This window comes from Klebsiella sp. Ech2A, from assembly GCF_030078455.1.
GTDB classification, from domain to species: domain Bacteria; phylum Pseudomonadota; class Gammaproteobacteria; order Enterobacterales; family Enterobacteriaceae; genus Klebsiella; species Klebsiella terrigena.
This window is the reverse complement of record NZ_JAQGFU010000066.1, coordinates 1-22,365: the sequence shown is the minus strand read 5'-3', so window position 1 is coordinate 22,365 and position 22,365 is coordinate 1. Positions and strand designations below refer to the sequence as shown.

Sequence of the window (22,365 nt, the reverse complement as noted above, 5' to 3'; positions counted from 1 at the left end):
GCCAGGCGCTGCTTCAGGCGCCGGGCATCCTGCCAGTGGCGCAGGGTGTAGATCTGGGAATGCTGCGCCCACGCCTCGCCGGGCAGGCGGGCGCGGCCGCCGGTCGCGATCAGCAGACGGTCGTAGGTCAGCCGCTCGCCGCCGCTCAGGCGCACGGTTCTCGCCTCACGATCGATGGCCTCCGCGCGCTGCGGGCGGTACCACTTCAGGTTCAGCGCCTGCTGAGCTTCTGCGCTAAACAGACGCGGCAGCGCCGGTTCAGCCTCCAGCAGCGCCGCCTTCGACAGCGGCGGGCGCTCGTAAAAATCCCACTCCTCCTCGGCGATGACGCAGATCTCGCCGTCGAAGCCTTCATCACGCAGCGTTTTTGCCGCCCAGCCGCCGGCCTGGCCGCCGCCGATAATCACTATCCGCACCGTCATACCGCCTCCGGCTTTTTCTGCTGGCGGCGGGTGTCGTGGTCGATACCGCCCTCCACCGCCCACTCGGTAAAGGAAACCAGGGAGTGTTCCAGCTCGCGCGGCTGCCAGTTTTCCGTCAGATAGTCGTCGTTGGTGTAGTACTCAAACGCGCCGCCGGTCGGGCTGTTGACGTACCAGAAGTAGGCCGAAGAGACCGGGTGGCGGCCGGGGCCGATAAAGGTGCTCCACTGGCTTTTATTCATCGCGATCCCGCCGCCGATCACTTCGTGGATATCGCGCACCGTAAAGGCGACGTGGTTAAGGCCGCGCCTGCGGGTCGGCAGCTGTAATAAGAAGAGATTGTGATGCCCGCCGCGCGCGCCGCAGCGCAGGAACACCGCGCGGTTGATATAGCGATCGGACACCTGGAAACCGAGCGCTTCGCGATAAAAGCTCTCTACCGCCGCCAGCTCCTCCACGAAGAACACCACGTGGCCGATGTTGATCGGCTGGGCGCGCTCGTAAACCGGGCTCGGTGTATCGATCCGCCGCACATCGCCCCACTGATTGATCGGCTCAACGTCCAGTTCAACCGGCGTCTGCCGGCTCACCTGAACCCGCAGCGTCATGCCGTTCGGGTCCTGGCACTCGAGGGCGCCGTCCACTTCACGAAAGGCCGGCTGCTGCGCCAGCTTCGGCCGCAGCGCCTCCAGCGCCGCCCGGTCCGCTACGCCCCAGGTCATCCGGCGCAGGGTGTTACCCGCCTCAAAGGCGGGCGGCAGATCCGGGCTGTCGATCGGGTTGAGCGTGACCTGGGCGCCGCTCAGGGTGGTAAAACCCCGGCCGCCGGCATTGCTCGTCAGGCCAAAATCACGCATAAATTTGGCGCTATGGGTCAGGTCGTCGACGCCAAATTCCAGCTTTTCAATTCCGGTTACACTCATCGTTCGTTGCCTCTTTACCGTTCGGTCGCCCGGATTTGGGCGTAAAACATGCCCGACGCACCCAAGCGCCTGCAGTTAACGTATTGATTTAAATAGCCTGAGCTAAATGCCCGAGGAAGCCTGAAATTTTGTCCGCCGCCATGCTGACATCGTTTTGCAGCCGCTCGCGATCGGCCTGCGGGATCTCATCCGACGGCACCAGGATACTCACCACCGCCGCCACCCGTCCGCTGCGATCGTAGACCGGGTAAACGATGGAGGAGATGCCGTGACGGTAGAAGGACTCGCCGATCACAAAGCCCCGCGCCTTATCCTGCTGCACCATCTGCCACAGCGCTTCGCGGTCGTGAATTTGCCCCGGCGTATTGCCCGGCAGCCGCTCGTCAGGGAACAGCAGTTCGAACTCGCGGCGGGAGACGTCGGTCAGCAGCATGCGGCCAAGCGAAGTGCAGTGGACCGGCAGCCGGGTGCCGATGCTGACCTGATTAATGCGCGAGCCGGCGGCGCTGACGCGGGCGATGTAGATGATGTCCCGCCCGTCGCGGATCGCCAGGTGGCTGCTGCACTGGCTGGTATCGCGCAGCTGCTCAATCACCGGCTGACCGACCTGCGCCACATCCAGCGAGGCGATGTATTCAAAGCCCAGACGCAGGACGTTCATCCCGAGCGAAAAGGTATTGGTGCGCGGATTGCGCTCCAGAAAGCCCATATATTCCAGCGTCTGCACCACGCGATAGGCGGTCGCTTTCGGCATATCCACCAGCCGATGCAGCTCGGCGAAGGTCAGATCGCGATGCTGCTCGCCAAACGCCAGCAGCAGCTCCAGCCCCCGCTCCAGGCCCGGCACCAGATACTTCACTTCCCGCTCGTTTGCCATACCGCCTCGCCTCTTTAGTTAAAAACAAATCCGCCGTTGACCGGGATCAGCTGTCCGGTGATAAACCGCGACAGCTCGCTGAGCAGCCACACCACGCTGCCGGTGACATCTTCCGGCTGCTGGGCGCCGCTGAGGGCCCGGCCGTTCTCATATAGCTGATGACGTTCAGCCGGAACGTACTCGGTGGCCTCAACGCGGGTCAGCCCAGGGGCGATAGCGTTGATGCGAATGCGCTTCTCCCCGAGCTCGCGCGCCATTGAGCGAGTCATGGCGATCACCGCGCCTTTGCTGGCGACGTAGGCCATCAGGCGCGGCGCGCCCCACAGCGCGGTGTCCGACGCCACGTTAACGATCCCGCTGCCTTCACGCAGCAGCGGCACCGCCGCCCGGGTCACCAGCCAGGTGCCCTTGACGTTAACCGACATCACCCGATCCCACAGATCCGGATCGTAATCGATCATATCTTTGCCGCCGACGCCGGTGGCCATCGCGGCGTTATTCACCAGTCCGTCGATGGGGCCCCGTTCGCCAATCGCGCTAAACGCCTGCGCGATTGAGTGCGGATCGGCCAGATCGATAGCGCAAGACTCGATGGCAAAACCTTGTTCACTGAGCTCATGCGCGCGCTCGGCCAGTTCGCCCTCGAGGATGTCGCACATCACCACCTTCGCCCCCTGCTCCGCGCAGGCTTTGGCGAAGTGATAGCCCAGCCCGCGCGCGGCCCCGGTCACCACGATACGTTTTCCGTTCAGCAGCCCGTTCATCAGGCGGCGCCCTGCTGTTCTTCGCGCGCCGCCAGCTGCTCTTTGGCCGCTTTTTGCATCATGCGGCGCAGGCGCGACAGCCCGACGTCGTGCTGATAGAGATATTCGTGGTCGCGGGCGTTCGGCGCCAGGCTCTCCAGCACCACGCGATCCTGCTCGAGCACTTCCCAGTGCAGTTTTTCCAGGCGGTTGCGGTACATGAAGCGCCACATATCGCGCTGCCAGCCCTGCACGCCGCGGATACGCCAGAAAAAGACCCGACAGTTGTCGTTATCTTCCGGCACCACCATGCCGACGATAAAGAAGTGGCCTCCTGGCCCAAAGCGTTTCTGATACGGGATCGACAGGCGCATCCAGCAGGCGCCGCTGTTGCCGAGCTCTACCCAGTCAAAGTTGACGCCGCTCTGCCCCTTCTTCTCAAAGATAAAGCCGGTTTTGGTCGGCTGCAGCACCATGTCCGCTTTACGCTCCCCTTCCGCCATCGAGTGCGAAGAGGAGTGCAGATAGGTGCCGTGCATCGGGTCCATGACGTTTTCCAGCGCGTACTGATAGTTGCATTTCCACGCGGCGGTGCAGAGAAAGTTGCTGTATTTGTCGCCGTTAGCCAGCTCTTCCGGGAAGCTCAGCTCCTCCGGCTGCTGGTTCGCCGTGGCGCCAAACCATAAGAAGATCGCCCCGTGCGCTTCCTGAACGCTATAGCTGCGCACGCACTGCTGGCCCACCAGCGGACACTTGTCAACCGCCGGGACATCTTTCACTTCGCCGTTTCCCGCCACTTCCACGCCGTGATACCAGCAGGCGATGCGGTCGCCGAGGTTCCAGCCCATCGACAGGCGCGCGCCGCGGTGCGGGCAGCGGTCTTCCAGCGCCTGCAGCTGGCCGTCTTTATTACGCCAGATAACGATCTGCTCGCCGAGGCGGGTGATGCCCACCGGCGCGGACTGCACCTCCCAGCTTGCCAGCACCGGATACCACAGGCCGCGTAAACCTTTATCGAGATAGTTTTGTACCGTTGTCGTCATCGCTGTGTCCTCAGTATCCGTTTACCTGCAAAAAAGCCTCGAAGCTGGCCTCGCTCCACGGTTCGCCCTGCTGGTCGTGCATTCTCAGATCGTTCAGCCCGTCCACCAGCTGCGTCAGGCTCTCTGCGCCCTGCTCAAACAGCCCTTCAAGGGTGGCGATAAGCTGCAGCTCCCAGCTTTCCGGAACGCGGCTGCGGGTCTGCCAGATAAGATTGGCGTAGTCGCCCGGCCGGTGGATATTGCCGTTTCCGCCCTCGGCGGGCGGCGTAAACTGGCGGCTTTCCGGCAGCGCCGGGTTGAAGTTCAGGGTTTCGCTCATGCCACGCTCTCCTCGATAAAAGTAATCTGGATCTGATTGTCGAATACCCGCACCGGGTAACGATTGAGGCTACGACCGCCCGGACCGTGCAGGCACTGACCGGTTTTCACATCGAATACCGCTTCGTGCAGCGGGCATTCAACCTTGCCGTCTTCCACAAAGCCCTGGCTTAACAGCGCGTAGGCATGGGGACACACGTCCTCCAGCGCGTAATACTCGCCATCAATCAGATAAATGCCGATCTCTTTACCGTCGATACTGCCGCTATAAGGGAAATCTTCCTGTACCTGCTCTGCGTCACATACGCCTATCCAGCTCATCACGATCCTCCAGGCTTTGTTTCATATATGAAACTCTGTTTCTTATTTAATACGGTCAATATAAAAGCGTTCAATCTTTCGTCAAGCGGCAATGTGAAGGATTTGTTAACCGATCGTGATTTAATTATCTAAGTGTGCAATCGATCACGAAAAATTGCGGTAATATGAAATTGTGATATTTAAAAAGGGTCGTGAAAATAAATTAAGCAGGTGCTTAACTTTTCGAAAATGACTATTGACTTCTTTTCCCTACAATCATTAAAAATGATAAGGCCGGCTAAACATCAAGTTTCACTGGTGAAACACTTTCCAATCAATACCTTTTAAAACAACGAGTTTCACCTATGAATCATTTTACCTGCGTGACTATCACCGTTATTTAAAAATAACGCATTTGATTCATAAATGACCGGGAGAAAAGAATAATCATGACCGCAAGATGGCAGGGAACAATCGCGCTATTGTTGTTAATTATCATCTCTTATATTGACCGGGTAAATATCTCAGTGATGATACTTAACCCCGAATTTGCGGCCCACTTTCAGCTAAATGAAAACAGAATGTTACAGGGAATGCTGATGACCTGCTTTCTCGTGGGCTATGGACTGTCGGCACTACTCTTAACGCCGGTCATTGAAAACCGGCTGCACTATAGGCAGGGGCTATTAATCAGCATCGCTATCTGGGCCGCGGTGTGCGCCGTTTCTCCGCTGCTCGGCTCGCTGTTCGGAATGCTGATCGCCCGCGTTATCTTAGGTATTGCGGAGGGGCCGCTATTTTCACTTAAAACGCGCTTTATCAGCGACAGCTTCGCCGCCGGCGAGATCGGCAAACCGAACGCGGTCACCGCGCTCGGGGTCTCGCTGGGGCTGGCGGTGGGCTTCCCGCTGGTCACTTTTTTAATTGAGCATCAGGGGTGGCAAGGCTCTTTCTACAGCCTGGCCGCGCTGAACCTGCTGCTCGGCGGCGGGCTTATCTGGCGCTTCCTGCCGGCTCCTGCCGCGGCGGCGGCGAGGTCCCGCGCCGGCTTTAAGCAGACTTTTCAGCGGGCCTGGCGTACGCCGCTCATCGGCTGGATCCTGCTGGTCGAGATCGCCACCCTCAGCTATCTGTGGGGCAGCAGCGCCTGGCTGCCGGCGTGGCTGCGCGACGAGCATCACTTCTCGCTACAGGCCACCGGCGTTCTGGCGGCGATCCCCTTTCTGCTCAGCCTGGGATCTAAATTTCTTGGCGGCGTGCTGCTCGATAAAATTCGCCCCGAGCAGGCTCCGCTGCTGTTTATAAGCGGCGGCTTTCTGACGGCCTGCTCGATACTGGCGCTGATGCTCAGCCATCAGCCGGCGTGGCTGGCGCTGTTTATGCTGTCGGCCAATATCTTTTGGGGGCTTCAGGGGGCGGCGATACCGGCGGTGGTGCAGCATCACGCGGCGAGGGAGGCGGTTGGCAGCGCCTACGGCATCATTAACGGTATCGGCAATATCTGCGCGGCGTTTATCCCGCTGCTGATGGGGCTGGTGATGAAGTCGGTCGGGTCGGTCAGCTCAGGATTTTCGGTGCTGGTGGCGTCACAGGTCGTTACCCTGCTTGCCGGAGGCGTGCTGCTGCTGCGCATGCGTCGCGCAGCAGCAGTGAGCGCTTAGGGCCTATTCGCCCTTTTTCGCCGCCTGGATATAGAGCATTTCCAGCGCCAGGGTCGCCGCCGCCAGGGCGGTGATCTCGGACTGGTCGTAGGCCGGAGCCACTTCCACCACGTCCATCCCGACGATGTTCAGATCCTTCAGGCCGCGCACCAGCTTGATCGCGCGGTCCGAGGTCAGCCCACCGATCACCGGCGTACCGGTACCCGGCGCAAACGCCGGATCCAGGCAGTCAATGTCGAAGGTCAGATAGACCGGCATATCGCCAACGATCTGTTTGATCTGAGCGATAACGTCGTCAGCGCTGCGATCGTTAACCTGGCCCGCATCCAGCACGGTAAAGCCGTTGTCTTTGTCAAACTCGGTGCGGATACCGATCTGCACCGAGTGGTTCGGGTCGATCAGGCCTTCGTTCGGCGCGGTGTAGAACATGGTGCCGTGATCGAACTCGCAGCCGTTGGCGTAGGTGTCGGTATGGGCATCGAAATGCACCAGCGCCATTTTACCGAAATGCTTAGCGTGCGCGCGCAGCAGCGGCAGGGTGACGAAGTGGTCGCCGCCGAAGGAGAGCATACGTTTCCCGGCCGCCAGCAGCTTCTCAGCGTGGGCCTGCAAACGTTCGCTCATGTCGCGCGCGTCGCCGAAGGCGTAAACCAGGTCGCCGCAGTCGACAACGTTCAGACGCTCGCGCATGTCGAAGTTCCACGGGAAGCGGTTGCCTTCCCAGGCAAGGTTGGTGGAAACCTGACGGATCGCCGCAGGACCGTGACGCCCGCCCGCGCGGCCGGAGGTTGCCGCATCAAAAGGAACGCCAGTGATCACCCAGTCGGCGTCGCTGTCGTACGGCTGGAAGTTCAGCGGCAGACGCAAAAAACCAAACGCGTTAGAGACCAGGGAATTATCGTATTGATGACCTAAAGTGCTCATGGGTGTGACCTCTTTTTACAGGCGATAGTGTTAAAAATGCACATAAAAAAACCCCTCCGCGTCGTTAGGCCCGACGAGGAAGGGTTTGAATAGGGTGACTGCTTGTTGGGCGAATTATCGCCGTTAATGCCTGCGGGTTCAAGTCGGTATCACGTTTGTGCGACCTGATGCCCCCTCCTTCACAAGAGAGGGCGCGCAGCATGTTACTCGTCTTCCAGGTAAGTGTAGCCGTACAGGCCCGCTTCGAACTCTTCGAGGAACTGCTGCTGCAGCGCCTCGTCGAGACCGGAGTTTTTCACCTGATCGCGGAACTGGGTCAGCAGCGTGTTCGGGTCGAGCTGCACGTACTGCAGCATATCGGCCACGGTATCCCCTTCGTCGGAGAGCTCAACTTCGACGCTGCCGTCGGGGAAGACGAACACGTCCACCGCTTCGGTATCACCGAACAGGTTGTGCATGTTGCCGAGGATCTCCTGGTAGGCGCCGACCATAAAGAAGCCCAGCATCGGCGGGTTATCAGGATCGTATTCCGGCATCGGCATGGTGGTGGCGATCCCGTCGCCGTCGACGTAGTGATCGATAGCGCCGTCGGAATCGCAGGTGATGTCCAGCAGCACCGCGCGGCGCTCAGGCACCATGTTCAGCCCTTCCAGCGGCATCACCGGGAACAGCTGATCGATACCCCACGCGTCCGGCATCGACTGGAACAGCGAGAAGTTAACGTAAATTTTATCCGCCATCCGCTCCTGCAGCTCGTCAATGATTGGCCGGTGCGCGCGGTTGCTCGGGTCGAGCTGTTTCTGCACTTCGTGGCACATGTTCAGATACAGCTGCTCCGCCCACGCGCGCTCCTGCAGGTTGAAGGTGCCGGAAGAGTAGCCGATATGAATATCGTGCAGGTCCATCTGGCTATCGTGCAGCCATTCGCGCAGCGAGCGGCGGTTGCCGGTCTCGTGCATCTCGAGCCAGGTTTCCCACATGCTCTGCAGCGGGCGCGCCGCATCTTGCGCAGGCGGGGTCGCCTCGGTGTATTCGTTGCGCTCAACGCCGATAATATTGGAGACCAGCACGGTATGGTGCGCGGTGACCGCACGTCCGGATTCGGTAATCACCGTCGGGTGCGGCAGGCCGTTCTCTTCGCAGGCGTCGCCGATAGCCCAGATGATGTTGTTCGCGTACTCGTTGAGGCCGTAGTTCACCGAGCAGTCGGACTGCGAGCGGGTGCCCTCATAGTCCACGCCCAGGCCGCCGCCGACGTCAAAGCACTGAATATTGACGCCCAGCTTATGCAGCTCGACGTAAAAGCGTGAGGATTCGCGCACGCCGGTGGCGATATCGCGAATGTTGGCCATCTGCGAGCCAAGGTGGAAGTGCAGCAGCTGCAGGCTTTCCAGATGCCCCGCCGCGCGCAGGATCTCAACCAGCTGCAGAACCTGCGTCGCTGCGAGGCCGAACTTGGATTTCTCGCCGCCGGAGGACTGCCATTTACCGGAGCCCTGCGAGGCCAGACGCGCGCGGACGCCAAGACGCGGCACCACGTTCAGGCGCGCGGCTTCTTCCAGCACGATGGCAATTTCCGACATCTTTTCGATGACCAGATAGACCTTATGGCCCATCTTTTCGCCGACCAGCGCCAGGCGGATATATTCACGGTCTTTATAGCCGTTACAGACGATCACGCTGCGGGTCATGCCCGCGTGCGCCAGCACCGCCATCAGCTCGGCCTTTGAACCGGCTTCCAGGCCCAGCGGCTCGCCGGAGTGGATCAGCGACTCAATCACGCGACGATGCTGGTTAACCTTAATCGGGTAAACCAGGAAATAGTCGCCGTTATAGCCGTAGGACTCGCGCGCGCGCTTGAAGGCGGCGTTAATCGAGCGCAGGCGATGCTGCAGGATCTGCGGGAAGCAAAACAGTGCAGGCAGGCGCTGCCCCTGCGCTTCGCGCGCTTTAACTAATTCGGCAAGATCGACGCGCGCTTGCGGTACGTCAGGATCCGGGCAAACGCTGATATGGCCCAGTTCGTTGACGTCGTAGTAGTTATTACCCCACCAGGCAATATTATAAGTACGTAGCATTTTGCTAGCTTCCTGGGAGCTCATCGCCACCTCCTGCATAGAACGTAGTACACCCTGTTCGCCTGCTGACGAAGGCGAAACCATAGACATGTCGTCAGACATAGCGAACCTCAATTTTTAATCATAAGTGTAAGACAGTTAACCACTATCGCAGTCCAAAGACGCGATAACAACCCATGAACAGTCCTAAACCCCAGCAGATAGTGCTGGCGCTGCGGCTGCGCGACCGGTTTCTTCTTCATATGATAATAAAACACGTACCCGAACGTAGTGTGACAGTCCGGAGAAACCACGAGAAAACCCTTGCAATAGCGGCAAGAGAGCCCTTGTTCAGTTTTCTGACGACCTTCCGGCCCTGGAATCCTGAGAAGCGCCGAAATGGGTAGAACATCGGCAGGTGTGCATGCAAGAGATGCAGATTGCGGGAGAGTAACGCGCGACGGAACGACGCGACGAATCTGGTGAAAAACGTGGGTTCATTATCTGGTATCACCTCCACACTGCCCCGAAACGGGCCAGCGACAAGCCAAAGCTATCTATCTGGCAGCAGGCGCAAAGGCCGCTGCGGGATTCTGTCAATACAGAGTGCTTAACCCGGCTGGAAGTGGCGTCACGAGGTACTCTTCGTGCGCTGTCATAATGAGCCGTGCGCGGCGTTTTATACCGAGAAGCAGGCTAAAATGCAAAATAAAAATATGCGCGTTGCCGCATCTGGCAGGAAAAATTTCCACCGGCTATGACGCATAAATGCGATGCGCATCAAAAAAGTCTGGAAATGGGATTAAGATTTGACCTAAAATAGCCGTCCAGAAGTTAATCCGTCTATACTGATTAACACTCAGACTGCTCGTGTCACTACCTGCAGGCTTTGGTAGAATCATCCACCAAAGCTAATCCACACAACAGTATGAGCTATACGAATACTCCACAGGTAAAATAAAACATGGCAAAACACCTCTTTACGTCCGAGTCCGTATCAGAAGGGCATCCAGACAAAATTGCTGACCAAATCTCCGATGCCGTGCTTGACGCGATCCTTGAACAGGATCCGAAGGCCCGCGTCGCATGTGAAACCTACGTCAAAACCGGCATGGTTCTGGTTGGCGGTGAAATCACCACCAGCGCATGGGTTGATATCGAAGAGATCACCCGTAATACGGTTCGTGAAATTGGCTACGTGCATTCCGATATGGGCTTTGATGCCAACTCCTGCGCCGTGCTGAGCGCCATCGGCAAGCAGTCTCCGGACATCAACCAGGGCGTTGACCGTGCCGATCCGCTGGAGCAGGGCGCGGGCGACCAGGGCCTGATGTTTGGCTATGCCACTAACGAGACCGACGTGCTGATGCCGGCGCCGATCACCTATGCTCACCGTTTGGTGCAGCGTCAGGCTGAAGTGCGTAAAAACGGCACGCTGCCGTGGCTGCGTCCGGATGCGAAGAGCCAGGTGACCTTCCAGTATGACGACGGCAAAATCGTCGGCATCGACGCGGTGGTCCTGTCGACCCAGCACGCGGAAGATATCGATCAGAAATCGCTGCAGGAAGCGGTGATGGAAGAGATCATCAAGCCGGTTCTGCCGACCGAATGGCTGAGCAGCGCCACCAAATTCTTTATCAACCCGACCGGCCGCTTTGTTATCGGCGGCCCGATGGGCGACTGCGGCCTGACCGGGCGTAAAATCATCGTTGATACCTACGGCGGCATGGCTCGTCACGGCGGCGGCGCTTTCTCCGGTAAGGATCCGTCTAAAGTTGACCGCTCCGCGGCTTACGCAGCACGCTATGTGGCGAAGAACATCGTTGCCGCAGGCCTGGCCGATCGCTGTGAGATTCAGGTTTCCTACGCAATCGGCGTGGCTGAACCGACCTCTATCATGGTGGAAACCTTCGGCACCGAAAAAATTGCGACCGAGCAGCTGACGCTGCTGGTGCGCGAATTCTTCGACCTGCGTCCGTACGGTCTGATCCAGATGCTGGATCTGCTGCATCCGATCTACAAAGAAACCGCGGCATACGGTCACTTTGGTCGCGAACATTTCCCATGGGAAAAAACCGACAAAGCCGCTCTGCTGCGCGAAGCTGCCGGCCTGAAATAACCGCGCGCTTTACCGTTTTAAAGGCCAGCCTTGTGCTGGCCTTTTTCTTTACCTCTTCCCCTACCGCGCTCCGTGCCCCGCCGCCACCGGCTCCTGCAGCCTCAGGTAATGAAAGCGATTACATCAGATTGGCAGCCATTTGTTAGCTCAGGTTCAGCGTTAATGAAGCAATCTGTCACAATGTTACATACTGTTTCAGGCAAGTCTGATTTGTGTTTTTTGTTGCGTCGACTAAAATCAAATATTACATTGATTTATATAAATATTTATTGATTACGTTTCTTTACCTTAGTGTAAGCGATTACACGGCCGTGATTACAATCACATTTTTTTGCTACGCACTCCCCTACTCTAAGCAGCGACAGAATCAATAACTCAACTGGAGGGCGTTATGCCTGACAACAAAAAACAAGGGCGCTCGAACAAAACGATGACGTTCTTTGTCTGTTTCCTCGCCGCACTGGCCGGCCTGCTTTTTGGCCTTGATATCGGCGTCATTGCGGGTGCCCTACCCTTTATTGCCAACGAGTTTCAGATTACCGCTCACACTCAGGAATGGGTGGTGAGCTCCATGATGTTCGGCGCCGCGGTCGGTGCAGTCGGCAGCGGCTGGCTCTCCTTCAAGCTGGGCCGTAAGAAAAGCCTGATGATCGGCGCCATCCTGTTCGTTGCCGGCTCGCTGTGCTCCGCCGCCGCGCCGAACGTTGAAGTGCTGCTGATTTCCCGCGTACTGCTCGGCCTGGCGGTAGGCGTCGCCTCCTACACCGCCCCGCTGTACCTCTCGGAAATTGCGCCGGAGAAAATTCGCGGCAGCATGATCTCGATGTATCAGCTGATGATCACCATCGGTATTCTCGGCGCCTATCTGTCGGATACCGCGTTTAGCTACAGCGGCGCATGGCGCTGGATGCTCGGGGTCATTATCATCCCGGCCGTTCTGCTGCTGATTGGCGTCTTCTTCCTGCCGGACAGCCCGCGCTGGTTTGCCGCAAAACGCCGCTTTGTCGACGCCGAGCGCGTGCTGCTGCGCCTGCGTGATACCAGCGCGGAAGCCAAACGTGAGCTCGATGAAATCCGTGAAAGCCTGAAGGTCAAACAGTCCGGCTGGGCGCTGTTTAAAGAGAACAGCAACTTCCGCCGCGCGGTGTTCCTCGGGGTTCTGCTGCAGGTGATGCAGCAGTTCACCGGGATGAACGTCATCATGTACTACGCGCCGAAGATTTTTGAGCTGGCGGGCTACGCCAACACCACCGAGCAGATGTGGGGCACGGTTATCGTCGGCCTGACCAACGTGCTGGCGACCTTTATCGCGATCGGCCTGGTTGACCGCTGGGGCCGTAAGCCAACGCTGATCCTCGGCTTTATCGTCATGGCCGTCGGCATGGGCGTGCTGGGCAGCATGATGCATATCGGCATCCACTCCACGACCGCGCAGTACTTCTCCGTGCTGATGCTGCTGATGTTTATCGTCGGCTTCGCAATGAGCGCCGGCCCGCTGATCTGGGTACTGTGTTCAGAAATCCAGCCGCTGAAGGGCCGCGATTTCGGCATCACCTGCTCCACGGCCACCAACTGGATTGCCAACATGATCGTCGGTGCGACCTTCCTGACCATGCTGAACTCGCTGGGCAGCGCGAACACCTTCTGGGTCTATGGCGGCCTGAACGTCCTGTTCATCTTCCTGACCCTGTGGCTTATTCCGGAAACCAAAAACGTTTCGCTGGAACATATCGAACGTAACCTGATGAAGGGCCGTCCGCTGCGTGAAATCGGCGCTCGCGACTAAGCCATCACCGTGCTTCCTCCCCACGCGGGAGGAAGCTTCTTCTTGCTCTCCTCTCCTCACCGCACTATCCTCTGGCGCTATGAAGACGCCCCGAATCCCCATCGCTACGCAGCAGGCCGTAATGCGCAGCCTGCGGGAAAAACTCGCCCTCGCGAACCTCAAGCTTGAGCGCCGCTATCCGGAACCCGCGCTGGTCTATCAGCAGCGGGGAACCTCCGCCGGCACCGCCTGGCTGGACAAGAATGAAATTCGCCTCAACCCGGTGCTGCTGCTGGAGAACCAGCAGGCGTTTATCGATGAGGTCGTGCCGCACGAGCTGGCGCACCTGCTGGTGTGGCAGCATTTTGGACGCGTGGCGCCGCACGGCAAAGAGTGGAAGTGGATGATGGAGAGCGTGCTGGAAGTGCCGGCCCGCCGCACCCACCGCTTCGAACTGGACTCCGTGCAGCAGAATACCTTCCCCTACCGCTGCCGGTGCCAGCTGCACCAGCTTACCGTTCGCCGTCACAACCGCGTGACGCGCGGCGAAGCCACCTACCGCTGCGTTCGCTGCGGCGATCTGCTGGTCGCCGAAGCGTAAATATCGGCTATAACTGGAAATTTTCTGATCTGACTGATTGCATCTGACAATCGCATTCGCTACGTTGCGGGCTCGTTTTGACACGGAGTTCACGATGTCCCGTACTCATATTTTTACCGCAGCGCTTTTGACTGCGGCCTTTAGCGGTCAATCTATGGCCGAAGGGATCCACAGCTTTTCCCAGGCAAAAACCGCCGGAGCGAAGGTTAACGCCGATGCCCCCGGCGACTTCTACTGCGGCTGCAAAATCGACTGGCAGGGTAAAAAAGGCGTTATCAATCTACAATCCTGCGGCTATAAAGTGCGTAAAAACGAAAACCGCGCCAGCCGCGTCGAGTGGGAGCACGTCGTCCCGGCGTGGCAGTTTGGCCACCAGCGCCAGTGCTGGCAGGACGGCGGGCGTAAAAACTGCGCCAAAGATCCGGTATACCGCAGGATGGAAAGCGATATGCACAACCTGCAGCCGGCGGTTGGCGAAGTCAACGGCGACCGCGCTAACTATATGTACAGCCAGTGGAACGGCGGCGAGGGCCAGTACGGCCAGTGCGCGATGAAGGTCGATTTTAAAGAGAAGGTCGCCGAGCCGCCGGCGCGCGCCCGCGGCGCGATTGCGCGGACCTACTTCTATATGCGCGATAGCTATCAGCTCACCCTTTCCCGCCAGCAAACCCAGCTTTTTACCGCCTGGGATAAGACCTACCCGGTCACCCGCTGGGAGTGCGAACGCGATGAGCGTATCGCTAAAGTTCAGGGCAACCACAATCCTTATGTCCAGCAGGCTTGCCAGGCGCAAAAGAGCTAACCTACACTAGCGGCAATTGTTAATTTGCAGGTCCCGCTATTCTCCCGCCGCGGCGGGGAACCGGGGCCTGCGCGAAGAACGGAATATCAAGCATGCGCACTCCCCGCATCCACCACCCCGAGCCGATTACCGTCGGTAGCCAGATAGCCCTCTGCGACGACGCGGCGAACCACGTTGGCCGCGTACTACGAATGGGTAAAGGCCAGACCATTCAGCTTTTTGACGGGAGTAATCAGGTCTTTGCAGCCACAATCGTCGACGCGGGCAAGAAAAACGTGACGGTTGAGATCGTCAGCGGCGAGCGTGACGACCGCGAATCGCCGCTGCATATTCACCTCGGTCAGGTCATGTCGCGCGGCGAAAAGATGGAATTCACCATCCAGAAATCGATCGAGCTCGGGGTAAGCCTCATTACGCCACTGTTTTCCGAGCGCTGCGGGGTTAAACTGGATGCCGAACGCTTGCAGAAAAAGATCCAGCAGTGGCAGAAAATCGCCATTGCCGCCTGCGAGCAGAGCGGCCGCAACGTGGTGCCAGAGATTCGTCCGGCCATGCAGCTGGAGGCCTGGTGTGCGGAGCAGGATGATAGCCTGAAGCTGAACCTGCACCCTCGCGCCAGCGCCAGCATCAACACGCTGCCGCTGCCGGTCGAGCGCATTCGTCTGCTGATTGGCCCTGAAGGAGGGCTGTCAGCGGAAGAGATTGCGATGACCGCTCGTTACCAGTTTACTGATATTCTGTTGGGACCGCGCGTTCTGCGTACAGAGACAACTGCGCTAACCGCTATTACCGCGCTACAGGTGCGTTTTGGCGACTTAGGTTGAAGCGTTAACGGAGAATAATAATGATCAAGCTCGGCATCGTGATGGACCCCATCGCAACCATCAACATCAAGAAAGACACCAGCTTCGCCATGCTGCTGGAAGCCCAGCGTCGCGGCTACGAACTCCATTATATGGAGATGAACGACCTGTACTTAATCAACGGCGAAGCCCGCGCCCGTACGCGCACGCTGAGCGTAGAGCAGAATTACGATAAGTGGTACGAGTTCAGCGGCGAGCAGGATCTGCCGCTGGCGGATCTCGACGTGATTCTGATGCGTAAGGATCCGCCGTTTGATACCGAGTTCATTTATGCCACCTATATTCTGGAGCGCGCGGAAGATAAGGGGACGCTTATCGTCAACAAGCCGCAGAGCCTGCGCGACTGTAACGAGAAGCTGTTTACCGCCTGGTTTGCCGACCTGACGCCAGAAACACTGGTCACCCGCAACAAGGCGCAGCTGAAAGCCTTCTGGGAAAAGCACGGCGATATTATTCTCAAGCCGCTGGACGGCATGGGCGGTTCCTCTATTTTCCGCGTGAAAGAGGGCGATCCTAACCTGCCGGTGATTGCGGAAACGCTGACCGCTCTGGGCAGCCGCTACTGCATGGCGCAAAACTATCTGCCGGCCATCAAGGACGGCGATAAGCGCGTGCTGGTCGTCGACGGCGAGCCGGTTCCCTGGTGCCTGGCGCGTATTCCGCAGGGCGGAGAGACGCGCGGCAACCTGGCCGCCGGCGGTCGCGGCGAAGCCCGTCCGCTGACCGAAAGCGATTGGGAGATTGCGCGCCGTGTCGGCCCTACGCTGAAGGCCAAGGGCCTGATTTTCGTCGGCCTGGATATCATCGGCGATCGCCTGACGGAAATTAACGTCACCAGCCCAACCTGCGTGCGCGAGATTGAGGCCGCCTTCCCGATCTCCATCACCGGGATGCTGATGGACGCCATCGAGAAGCGCCTCGCTAAGTAATCCGCGGCTTATGGATGAGCCGGTTGAAAACGCAGCGTCCTTGTTGCATCCGCAACCGGCCAGCTTGCTTCCACGAAAGCTTAAGAGTAAAGGGGCCAACGCCCTTTTATTCTTCGTTCTTCGCTCTTAGCTCTTCGCTTTTTTACCTTTCTCTCTTCGAGCCGATAGATTCAACGAAAGATTTCGCGCTACGGGAAGGCGGCAACGCAGCAAGCGCCCGGGAGCATAGTTTACTATGTGACCGGGGCGAGCGAGGAAGCCAACGCCCCCGTAGCGTGAAAGATAAAGTTGAATCGACAGGACGGCACTTTACCCGCATACTAAATGCTGCTTTTTGAACCACCAGGAACAGAACCTCTGACAATGAATTTACAGCATCACTTTTTGATTGCCATGCCTGCTCTTCAGGACCCTATATTCCGCCGCTCCGTGGTTTATATCTGCGAGTACAACGATGACGGTGCCATGGGTATTATCGTCAACAAACCGCTGGAAAATCTGCAGATTGACGGGATCCTCGAGAAGTTGAAAATTGTCGCTGAGCCGCGCAATCCCGATATTCGCCTCGATAAGCCGGTCATGCTTGGTGGCCCGCTGGCGGAAGATCGCGGCTTTATTCTGCACTCGCCGCCCTCTGACTTCTCTTCCAGCATCCGTATTTCCGACAATACCGTGATCACCACGTCGCGGGACGTGCTGGAAACTCTCGGTACCGATAAGCAGCCGAGCAACGTTCTGGTGGCGCTGGGCTACGCCTCCTGGGAAAAGGGACAGCTGGAGCAGGAGCTGCTCGATAACGCCTGGCTCACCGCCCCGGCGGATCAGAATATTTTGTTTAAAACGCCGATTGCCGATCGCTGGCGTGAAGCGGCAAAACTGATTGGGATCGATATTGTGACGATGCCCGGCGTCGCGGGGCACGCATAATGAGTGGAACCTTACTGGGCTTTGATTTTGGCACCAAAAGCATCGGCGTCGCGATCGGGCAACGCATTACCGGCACCGCCCGCCCGCTTCCTGCGCTAAAAGCACAGGACGGAAAGCCGGACTGGAACGTTATCGAAAAGCTGCTGAAAGAGTGGCAGCCGGAAGCCGTTATCGTCGGCCTGCCGCTGAATATGGACGGCACCGAGCAGCCGCTAACCGCGCGCGCGCGCAACTTCGCCAATAAAATTCACGGCCGCTTTGGGGTCAAGATAACCCTGCACGACGAGCGGTTGAGCACGGTGGAGGCCCGCGCGGGGCTCTTCGAGCACGGCGGGTTTCGCGCCTTGAATAAAGGCAGCGTCGACTCCGCCTCGGCGGTGGTTATTCTGGAAAGCTACTTCGAGCAGGGTTTTTAAGCCCCGACATGATGGCACCGAGCCGGCGCCATCATCGTGACGACCTAGTGACGGAGATGCTCGTTAGCCCAGCTCACCGCCTGGGTACGATTCTTCACGCTCAGCTTGCGAAAGACGTTATAGAGATGAGTGCGCACCGTATTCTCGCTAATGAACAGCGCCCGGGCGATATCCATATTGGTCGCACCGCAGCGCAGCTCGTTTAAGATCTCACATTCCCTTTCCGTCAGCGGCGAGCTTTCCACCGGCTCCGATGCATGATTCGCAGCGTACATCGCCGGGTGCATCACGCTCAGTTCAGCCGTCTGTTCGCCGTTCAGCACGGCCTTAACGCCCTCAACTAAACGCGAAACGTGATCGTCATGGCGGAATACGCCGTAGAGCGCGGGCCACTGCGCCATCTCATAGAGCTCATACTTTTGTGCGCTGTTGATAATCAACAGGCGCGGGTTCTCTGCGTGCGATCGAATAATATCTCGCCACACGCCGTTCAGCTTTTTATTCGACACGGCAATATCAAATAATATTACACAGTCTTTCGCTAAGCGCTGCGTCAGCGGCTTATTGATATTATGCAGAGTCACGGAAATCGATAGGGTTTCCGCCAGTCCTCTGACAAAAGACTGACTCTGAATCGAGGGATGAGCAATAAAGATAATCTGACGAGAACGAGTGCAATTACCTGATAAATTAATCACTTAAAACTCTCCTTAGCAAGCATCCACCATCATAGTGGTTAAATGAATTAAAAACAAAAAATCACATATTCATTAATAAACTGAAATAAATTTACATATTAAAAAAACATCTCATGGGAATCATCCTATCCCCACAAATAGCATAAGGTGAATTCATTAAAAGTGTCAAAAGATAATCTTATTTTTTTCCCATTTCTGCGAGGATAATGCCTAAGCCAATTCCAGGCGCTCATTATTTTGACGTAGTCATTTACGCTCACCTATATTTGAAATAAATATCAAAGAACATTAATAAAACATTATGATAACAACAAGCTGGCACGATGACTGAATATTAAACCTCCGGCTACAGGCGGCCGGAGGAGACACGCTGTTGAAAACTTTGCGTAAAAGTCTGCATTCCGCTCTGCTGTCCGGTCTGCATAACGCCGGGCAGCTGATGGGTTTTACCCTCGCGGATCAAATTAGCCACCGCCGGGGTATTAACCAAAAGCTCGAATAGCGCAACTCTACCGCCAGATATATCCGGTAATAATTTTTGTGCCAGTACGGCGCATAAACTTCCCGCCAGCTGGCCGCGAACCTGCTCTTTTTCCTGAGCAGGAAAAACGTCAACCAGGCGCTCCACCGCCTGCGCCGCGCCGCGGGTATGCAGCGTGGCCATCACCAGGTGCCCGGTCTCCGCAGCCGTCAGCGCCAGGCGGATGGTCTCGCTGTCGCGCAGCTCGCCCAGCAGAATGACGTCCGGGTCCTGGCGCAGCGCCACCCGTAGCGCCGCCGCAAACGACGGCGCGTGGCGGCCAATTTCACGCTGCTGGACCAGGCAGCGTTCGCTTCCATGGACAAACTCCACCGGATCTTCAAGGGTCAGGATATGGCCGTCGAGGCGCTGATTGAGATAGCCAACCATCGCCGCTAGGGTGGTTGATTTACCGCTGCCGGTCGCGCCGGTCACGAGGATCAGCCCGCTCTCTTCATTGAGCAGCTCGGCTATCGCGGCGGGAACGCAGAGCTCATCAAGCCGCGGGCAGGCTTCCGGCAGAAGGCGCAGCGCCAGCGATAGCCCGCGCGTGTGGGCAAATGCGCTGGCGCGAAGGCGCGGCCCGCCGGGTAGCGCCAGCGCGAAATCAACCTGTCCGCTGGCCTGCCACTGCGCCTGCTGATCGTCATTGAGCCACTGCGCGAGTATTTTGCCGATCTCCGGCGACGTAAAGGGCGCGGGCTCCAGCCTCCCCTGACGACGCCAGCGCGGCGCCGAGGCATTGCACAGGTGTAGATCGGAGACGTTATGCTTTACACTAAGGGCCACTATTTCTTCCAGCTCCATAACTCATCCTCGGAATATGAACGATATTGCGCATAACCTGGCACAGGTCCGGGACAAAATCTCAGGCGCTGCCGCTCGCTGCGGCCGCTCGCCAGAAGAAGTTACGTTGCTTGCAGTTAGTAAAACCAAACCTGCGAGCGCGGTCGAAGAAGCGGTGGCTGCCGGTCAGGTGGCTTTCGGTGAAAACTACGTTCAGGAAGGCGTGGAAAAAATTCGCCACTTTCAGGATGCCGGGGTTCACCATCTGCAGTGGCACTTTATTGGCCCGCTGCAGTCCAACAAAAGTCGCCTGGTGGCGGAGCATTTCGACTGGTGCCACACCGTCGACCGGCTGAAGATCGCCGCCCGCCTGAGCGAGCAGCGTCCGGCGCATCTGCCGCCGCTTAACGTATTGATTCAAATTAATATCAGCGATGAGCAAAGCAAATCAGGGATCCCGCCTGAGGAGCTGGATGCGCTGGCGGCAGAGATCGACGCCCTGCCGCATCTGCAGCTGCGCGGATTAATGGCCATTCCGGCCCCTGAGTCAGAGTATGTAAGGCAGTTTGCCGTCGCCCAACAAATGGCGGTAGCATTTGCGCGACTTAAGGCGCACTACCCTGCGGTCGATACGCTGTCTCTGGGAATGTCGGATGATATGGAAGCCGCTATCGCGGCGGGAAGCACTATGGTGCGCATCGGTACCGCAATCTTCGGTGCGCGCGACTACAGCAAAAATTAAGGAATCTGAGGAACGCCATGAAGACGTTGACTTTCCTGCTTTCAACGGTCATTGAACTCTACACCATGATCATGTTGTTACGCGTCTGGATGCAGTGGGCACGCTGCGACTTTTACAACCCCTTCTCGCAGTTTGTGGTGAAGGCAACCCAGCCGGTGGTTGGGCCGCTGCGCCGCATTATCCCGGCCCTGGGGCCGCTCGACAGCGCCTCGATGCTGCTGGCCTTTATTCTCTGCGTCATCAAAGCCATCGTGCTGTTTATGGTGGTCACCTTCCAGCCGATCATCTGGATTTCCGCGCTGCTGATCCTGATTAAGACTATCGGCCTGCTGATTTTCTGGGTGCTGCTGCTGATGGCGATTATGAGCTGGGTAAGCCAGGGCCGCAGCCCGGTTGAATACGTGCTGATGCAGCTCGCCGACCCGCTGCTGCGCCCTATTCGCAAGCTGCTGCCGTCCATGGGTGGTATCGACTTCTCGCCGATGGTGCTGGTTCTGCTGCTGTACGTGATTAACATGGGCATTTCCGAGCTGCTGCAGGCAACCGGTAACGTTCTGCTTCCGGGGCTGTGGATGGCGCTATGAGTGCCGTCGAAGCCTGCGCTGACGGGCTGGTCCTGCGGCTGTATATTCAGCCCAAGGCCAGCCGTGATAGCATCGTTGGTTTACATGGCGACGAGCTCAAAGTCGCCATTACCGCCCCGCCCGTTGATGGTCAGGCAAACGCCCATCTGATTAAGTTCCTCGCCAAACAGTTTCGCGTCGCGAAAAGCCAGGTGCTTCTTGAAAAAGGCGAACTGGGCCGGCACAAGCAGATAAAAATCATTAACCCGCAACAGATCCCGACTCAGGTCGCGGCGCTGACAGAATAAGAGCCTGGCTCTATACAGGATTAATCATGCAAAAAGTTGTTCTCGCCACCGGCAATGCCGGAAAGGTCCGCGAGCTGGCCTCGCTGCTGGAAGATTTTGGTCTGAATATCGTTGCTCAAACCGAGCTGGGAGTCGACAACGCCGAAGAAACCGGGCTGACTTTTATCGAAAACGCCATTCTGAAGGCGCGCCATGCCGCAGAAATTACCGGTCTGCCGGCGATTGCCGATGACTCCGGCCTGGCGGTGGATGCGCTCGGCGGCGCGCCGGGGATCTACTCCGCGCGCTACTCCGGCGAAGGCGCCAGCGACCAGCAGAACCTGGAAAAGCTGCTCGCCGCCCTGGGCGACGTTCCCGACGATAAGCGCCAGGCGCAGTTCCACTGCGTGCTGGTCTACCTGCGCCATGCCGCAGACCCAACGCCGATTGTTTGTCACGGCAGCTGGCCGGGCGTGATTGCCCGCAGCGCGGCAGGCAGCGGCGGCTTTGGCTACGATCCTATTTTCTTTGTTCCGTCCGAGGGGAAAACCGCGGCGGAGCTGAGTCGTGAAGAAAAAAGCGCGATATCCCACCGCGGGCGCGCGCTGAAACTGTTACTGGAAGCATTACGTAATGGCTAACTTGCCACCTCTGAGCCTGTATATTCACATCCCGTGGTGCGTGCAGAAGTGCCCGTACTGCGATTTTAACTCGCACGCGTTAAAGGGCGAGGTGCCGCACGACGATTACGTGCAGCACCTGCTCAACGATCTGCGGGCCGACGCACACTACGCCCAGGGCCGTGAAGTCAGGACTATTTTTATCGGCGGCGGTACGCCTAGCCTGCTCTCCGGGCCGGCGATGCAGACGCTGCTCGACGGCGTTCGCGCCTGCCTGCCGCTGGCCGCCGACGCCGAGATCACCATGGAGGCCAACCCCGGCACCGTGGAAGCCGATCGCTTTGTTGAGTATCAGCGCGCGGGGGTCAACCGGATCTCCATCGGCGTGCAAAGCTTTAGCGAAGCAAAGCTGCAGCGCCTGGGACGTATTCACGGCCCGGACGAGGCGAAACGCCCGGC

At 58.1% G+C, this 22,365-nt stretch carries 27 protein-coding genes; 14 read left to right on the top strand and 13 right to left on the bottom strand.

The annotated features are described in order from the left end of the window. The 7 genes from PFH44_RS13890 to PFH44_RS13860 all read right to left on the bottom strand — a co-directional run. On the bottom strand, positions 1–422 hold a 422-nt coding region (locus tag PFH44_RS13890), incomplete at its 3' end, for an FAD-dependent oxidoreductase (protein WP_283825280.1). Continuing rightward, positions 419–1,345: a VOC family protein gene (locus PFH44_RS13885; protein WP_283825279.1), complete on the bottom strand. Its 927-nt coding sequence runs from the start codon at positions 1,343–1,345 to the stop codon at positions 419–421. The genes PFH44_RS13885 and PFH44_RS13890, both read right to left, overlap by 4 nt. Before the next feature lie 88 nt (positions 1,346–1,433). Next, a complete protein-coding gene (locus tag PFH44_RS13880) occupies positions 1,434–2,222 on the bottom strand; it encodes an IclR family transcriptional regulator (protein WP_045857098.1) in 789 nt (262 codons plus the stop codon). A 14-nt stretch (positions 2,223–2,236) separates the two neighbouring features. Then, complete coding sequence (locus PFH44_RS13875; RefSeq protein WP_045857097.1) at positions 2,237–2,986, bottom strand: SDR family oxidoreductase; 750 nt, start codon at positions 2,984–2,986, stop codon at positions 2,237–2,239. After that, positions 2,986–4,008 (bottom strand): aromatic ring-hydroxylating oxygenase subunit alpha, encoded by a 1,023-nt coding sequence (locus PFH44_RS13870; RefSeq protein WP_045857094.1) that lies wholly within the window; start codon positions 4,006–4,008, stop codon positions 2,986–2,988. Before PFH44_RS13870 ends, PFH44_RS13875 begins: the two co-directional genes overlap by 1 nt. Positions 4,009–4,018: 10 nt before the next feature. Beyond that, positions 4,019–4,327: a recombinase-like helix-turn-helix domain-containing protein gene (locus PFH44_RS13865; RefSeq protein ID WP_045857092.1), complete on the bottom strand. Its 309-nt coding sequence runs from the start codon at positions 4,325–4,327 to the stop codon at positions 4,019–4,021. After that, on the bottom strand, positions 4,324–4,647 hold the full coding sequence (locus PFH44_RS13860) for a Rieske (2Fe-2S) protein (protein WP_045857090.1): 324 nt from the start codon (positions 4,645–4,647) through the stop codon (positions 4,324–4,326). The genes PFH44_RS13865 and PFH44_RS13860 overlap by 4 nt, the downstream gene beginning before the upstream one ends. A 428-nt stretch (positions 4,648–5,075) precedes the next feature. On the opposite strand from PFH44_RS13860, the gene PFH44_RS13855 reads away from it, so the two are divergent. After that, positions 5,076–6,287 carry an MFS transporter gene (locus PFH44_RS13855; protein ID WP_283825278.1) on the top strand — a complete coding sequence of 404 codons (1,212 nt, stop codon included), beginning with the start codon at positions 5,076–5,078 and terminating at the stop codon, positions 6,285–6,287. Between the two features lie 3 nt (positions 6,288–6,290). Here PFH44_RS13855 and speB read toward each other — a convergent pair whose 3' ends face one another. The 4 genes from speB to PFH44_RS28090 form a co-directional block, all read right to left on the bottom strand. Then, positions 6,291–7,211 (bottom strand): agmatinase, encoded by a 921-nt coding sequence (gene speB / locus PFH44_RS13850; RefSeq protein WP_076946678.1) that lies wholly within the window; start codon positions 7,209–7,211, stop codon positions 6,291–6,293. A gap of 203 nt (positions 7,212–7,414) precedes the next feature. After that, positions 7,415–9,391: a biosynthetic arginine decarboxylase gene (gene speA, locus PFH44_RS13845; RefSeq protein WP_072051849.1), complete on the bottom strand. Its 1,977-nt coding sequence runs from the start codon at positions 9,389–9,391 to the stop codon at positions 7,415–7,417. Positions 9,392–9,399: 8 nt separating this feature from the next. After that, positions 9,400–9,531 carry an acid stress response protein YqgB gene (yqgB, locus tag PFH44_RS13840; protein WP_133600968.1) on the bottom strand — a complete coding sequence of 44 codons (132 nt, stop codon included), beginning with the start codon at positions 9,529–9,531 and terminating at the stop codon, positions 9,400–9,402. Positions 9,532–9,619: 88 nt separating this feature from the next. Further along, entirely contained in the window at positions 9,620–9,769 is a 150-nt protein-coding gene (locus PFH44_RS28090; protein WP_463671548.1) for a hypothetical protein, read from the bottom strand. 463 nt (positions 9,770–10,232) lie between these two features. Here PFH44_RS28090 and metK point away from each other — a divergent pair, with 463 nt between their 5' ends. From metK to ruvX, 8 genes are all read left to right on the top strand, one after another. After that, a complete protein-coding gene (gene metK, locus PFH44_RS13830) occupies positions 10,233–11,387 on the top strand; it encodes a methionine adenosyltransferase (RefSeq protein ID WP_045857082.1) in 1,155 nt (384 codons plus the stop codon). 391 nt (positions 11,388–11,778) lie between these two features. Continuing rightward, a complete protein-coding gene (locus PFH44_RS13825; protein ID WP_045857080.1) occupies positions 11,779–13,173 on the top strand; it encodes a sugar porter family MFS transporter in 1,395 nt (464 codons plus the stop codon). A gap of 79 nt (positions 13,174–13,252) precedes the next feature. Further along, a complete protein-coding gene (locus PFH44_RS13820) occupies positions 13,253–13,753 on the top strand; it encodes a SprT family zinc-dependent metalloprotease (protein WP_045857078.1) in 501 nt (166 codons plus the stop codon). Between the two features lie 94 nt (positions 13,754–13,847). Then, positions 13,848–14,555 carry a deoxyribonuclease I gene (gene endA / locus PFH44_RS13815; RefSeq protein WP_283825277.1) on the top strand — a complete coding sequence of 236 codons (708 nt, stop codon included), beginning with the start codon at positions 13,848–13,850 and terminating at the stop codon, positions 14,553–14,555. A 92-nt stretch (positions 14,556–14,647) separates the two neighbouring features. Beyond that, complete coding sequence (gene rsmE, locus PFH44_RS13810; RefSeq protein ID WP_283825276.1) at positions 14,648–15,379, top strand: 16S rRNA (uracil(1498)-N(3))-methyltransferase; 732 nt, start codon at positions 14,648–14,650, stop codon at positions 15,377–15,379. A 20-nt stretch (positions 15,380–15,399) separates the two neighbouring features. Beyond that, positions 15,400–16,347, top strand: a complete 948-nt coding sequence (gshB, locus tag PFH44_RS13805) for a glutathione synthase (protein WP_045857072.1) — start codon at positions 15,400–15,402, stop codon at positions 16,345–16,347. A gap of 363 nt (positions 16,348–16,710) precedes the next feature. Continuing rightward, positions 16,711–17,274 carry a YqgE/AlgH family protein gene (locus PFH44_RS13800; protein WP_041147199.1) on the top strand — a complete coding sequence of 188 codons (564 nt, stop codon included), beginning with the start codon at positions 16,711–16,713 and terminating at the stop codon, positions 17,272–17,274. After that, positions 17,274–17,690, top strand: coding sequence for a Holliday junction resolvase RuvX (gene ruvX, locus PFH44_RS13795; protein WP_041147200.1), 417 nt, complete (start codon positions 17,274–17,276; stop codon positions 17,688–17,690). Before PFH44_RS13800 ends, ruvX begins: the two co-directional genes overlap by 1 nt. 44 nt (positions 17,691–17,734) lie before the next feature. Here ruvX and PFH44_RS13790 read toward each other — a convergent pair whose 3' ends face one another. Both PFH44_RS13790 and PFH44_RS13785 read right to left on the bottom strand, forming a co-directional pair. Then, complete coding sequence (locus PFH44_RS13790; RefSeq protein WP_283825275.1) at positions 17,735–18,388, bottom strand: LuxR C-terminal-related transcriptional regulator; 654 nt, start codon at positions 18,386–18,388, stop codon at positions 17,735–17,737. A gap of 346 nt (positions 18,389–18,734) precedes the next feature. After that, entirely contained in the window at positions 18,735–19,715 is a 981-nt protein-coding gene (locus PFH44_RS13785) for a type IV pilus twitching motility protein PilT (RefSeq protein WP_041147202.1), read from the bottom strand. Positions 19,716–19,731: 16 nt separating this feature from the next. Between PFH44_RS13785 and PFH44_RS13780 the strand changes: the two genes are divergently transcribed. The 5 genes from PFH44_RS13780 to PFH44_RS13760 form a co-directional block, all read left to right on the top strand. After that, complete coding sequence (locus PFH44_RS13780; protein WP_045857061.1) at positions 19,732–20,436, top strand: YggS family pyridoxal phosphate-dependent enzyme; 705 nt, start codon at positions 19,732–19,734, stop codon at positions 20,434–20,436. 17 nt (positions 20,437–20,453) lie between these two features. After that, positions 20,454–21,020 (top strand): YggT family protein, encoded by a 567-nt coding sequence (locus PFH44_RS13775; protein WP_041147204.1) that lies wholly within the window; start codon positions 20,454–20,456, stop codon positions 21,018–21,020. Further along, positions 21,017–21,307, top strand: a complete 291-nt coding sequence (gene yggU / locus PFH44_RS13770) for a DUF167 family protein YggU (RefSeq protein ID WP_041147205.1) — start codon at positions 21,017–21,019, stop codon at positions 21,305–21,307. The genes PFH44_RS13775 and yggU overlap by 4 nt, the downstream gene beginning before the upstream one ends. 26 nt (positions 21,308–21,333) lie before the next feature. Beyond that, positions 21,334–21,927: an XTP/dITP diphosphatase gene (locus tag PFH44_RS13765; RefSeq protein WP_045857059.1), complete on the top strand. Its 594-nt coding sequence runs from the start codon at positions 21,334–21,336 to the stop codon at positions 21,925–21,927. Continuing rightward, positions 21,920–22,365: coproporphyrinogen-III oxidase family protein (locus PFH44_RS13760; protein WP_283825274.1), on the top strand; the 446-nt coding region annotated here is incomplete at its 3' end. The genes PFH44_RS13765 and PFH44_RS13760, both read left to right, overlap by 8 nt.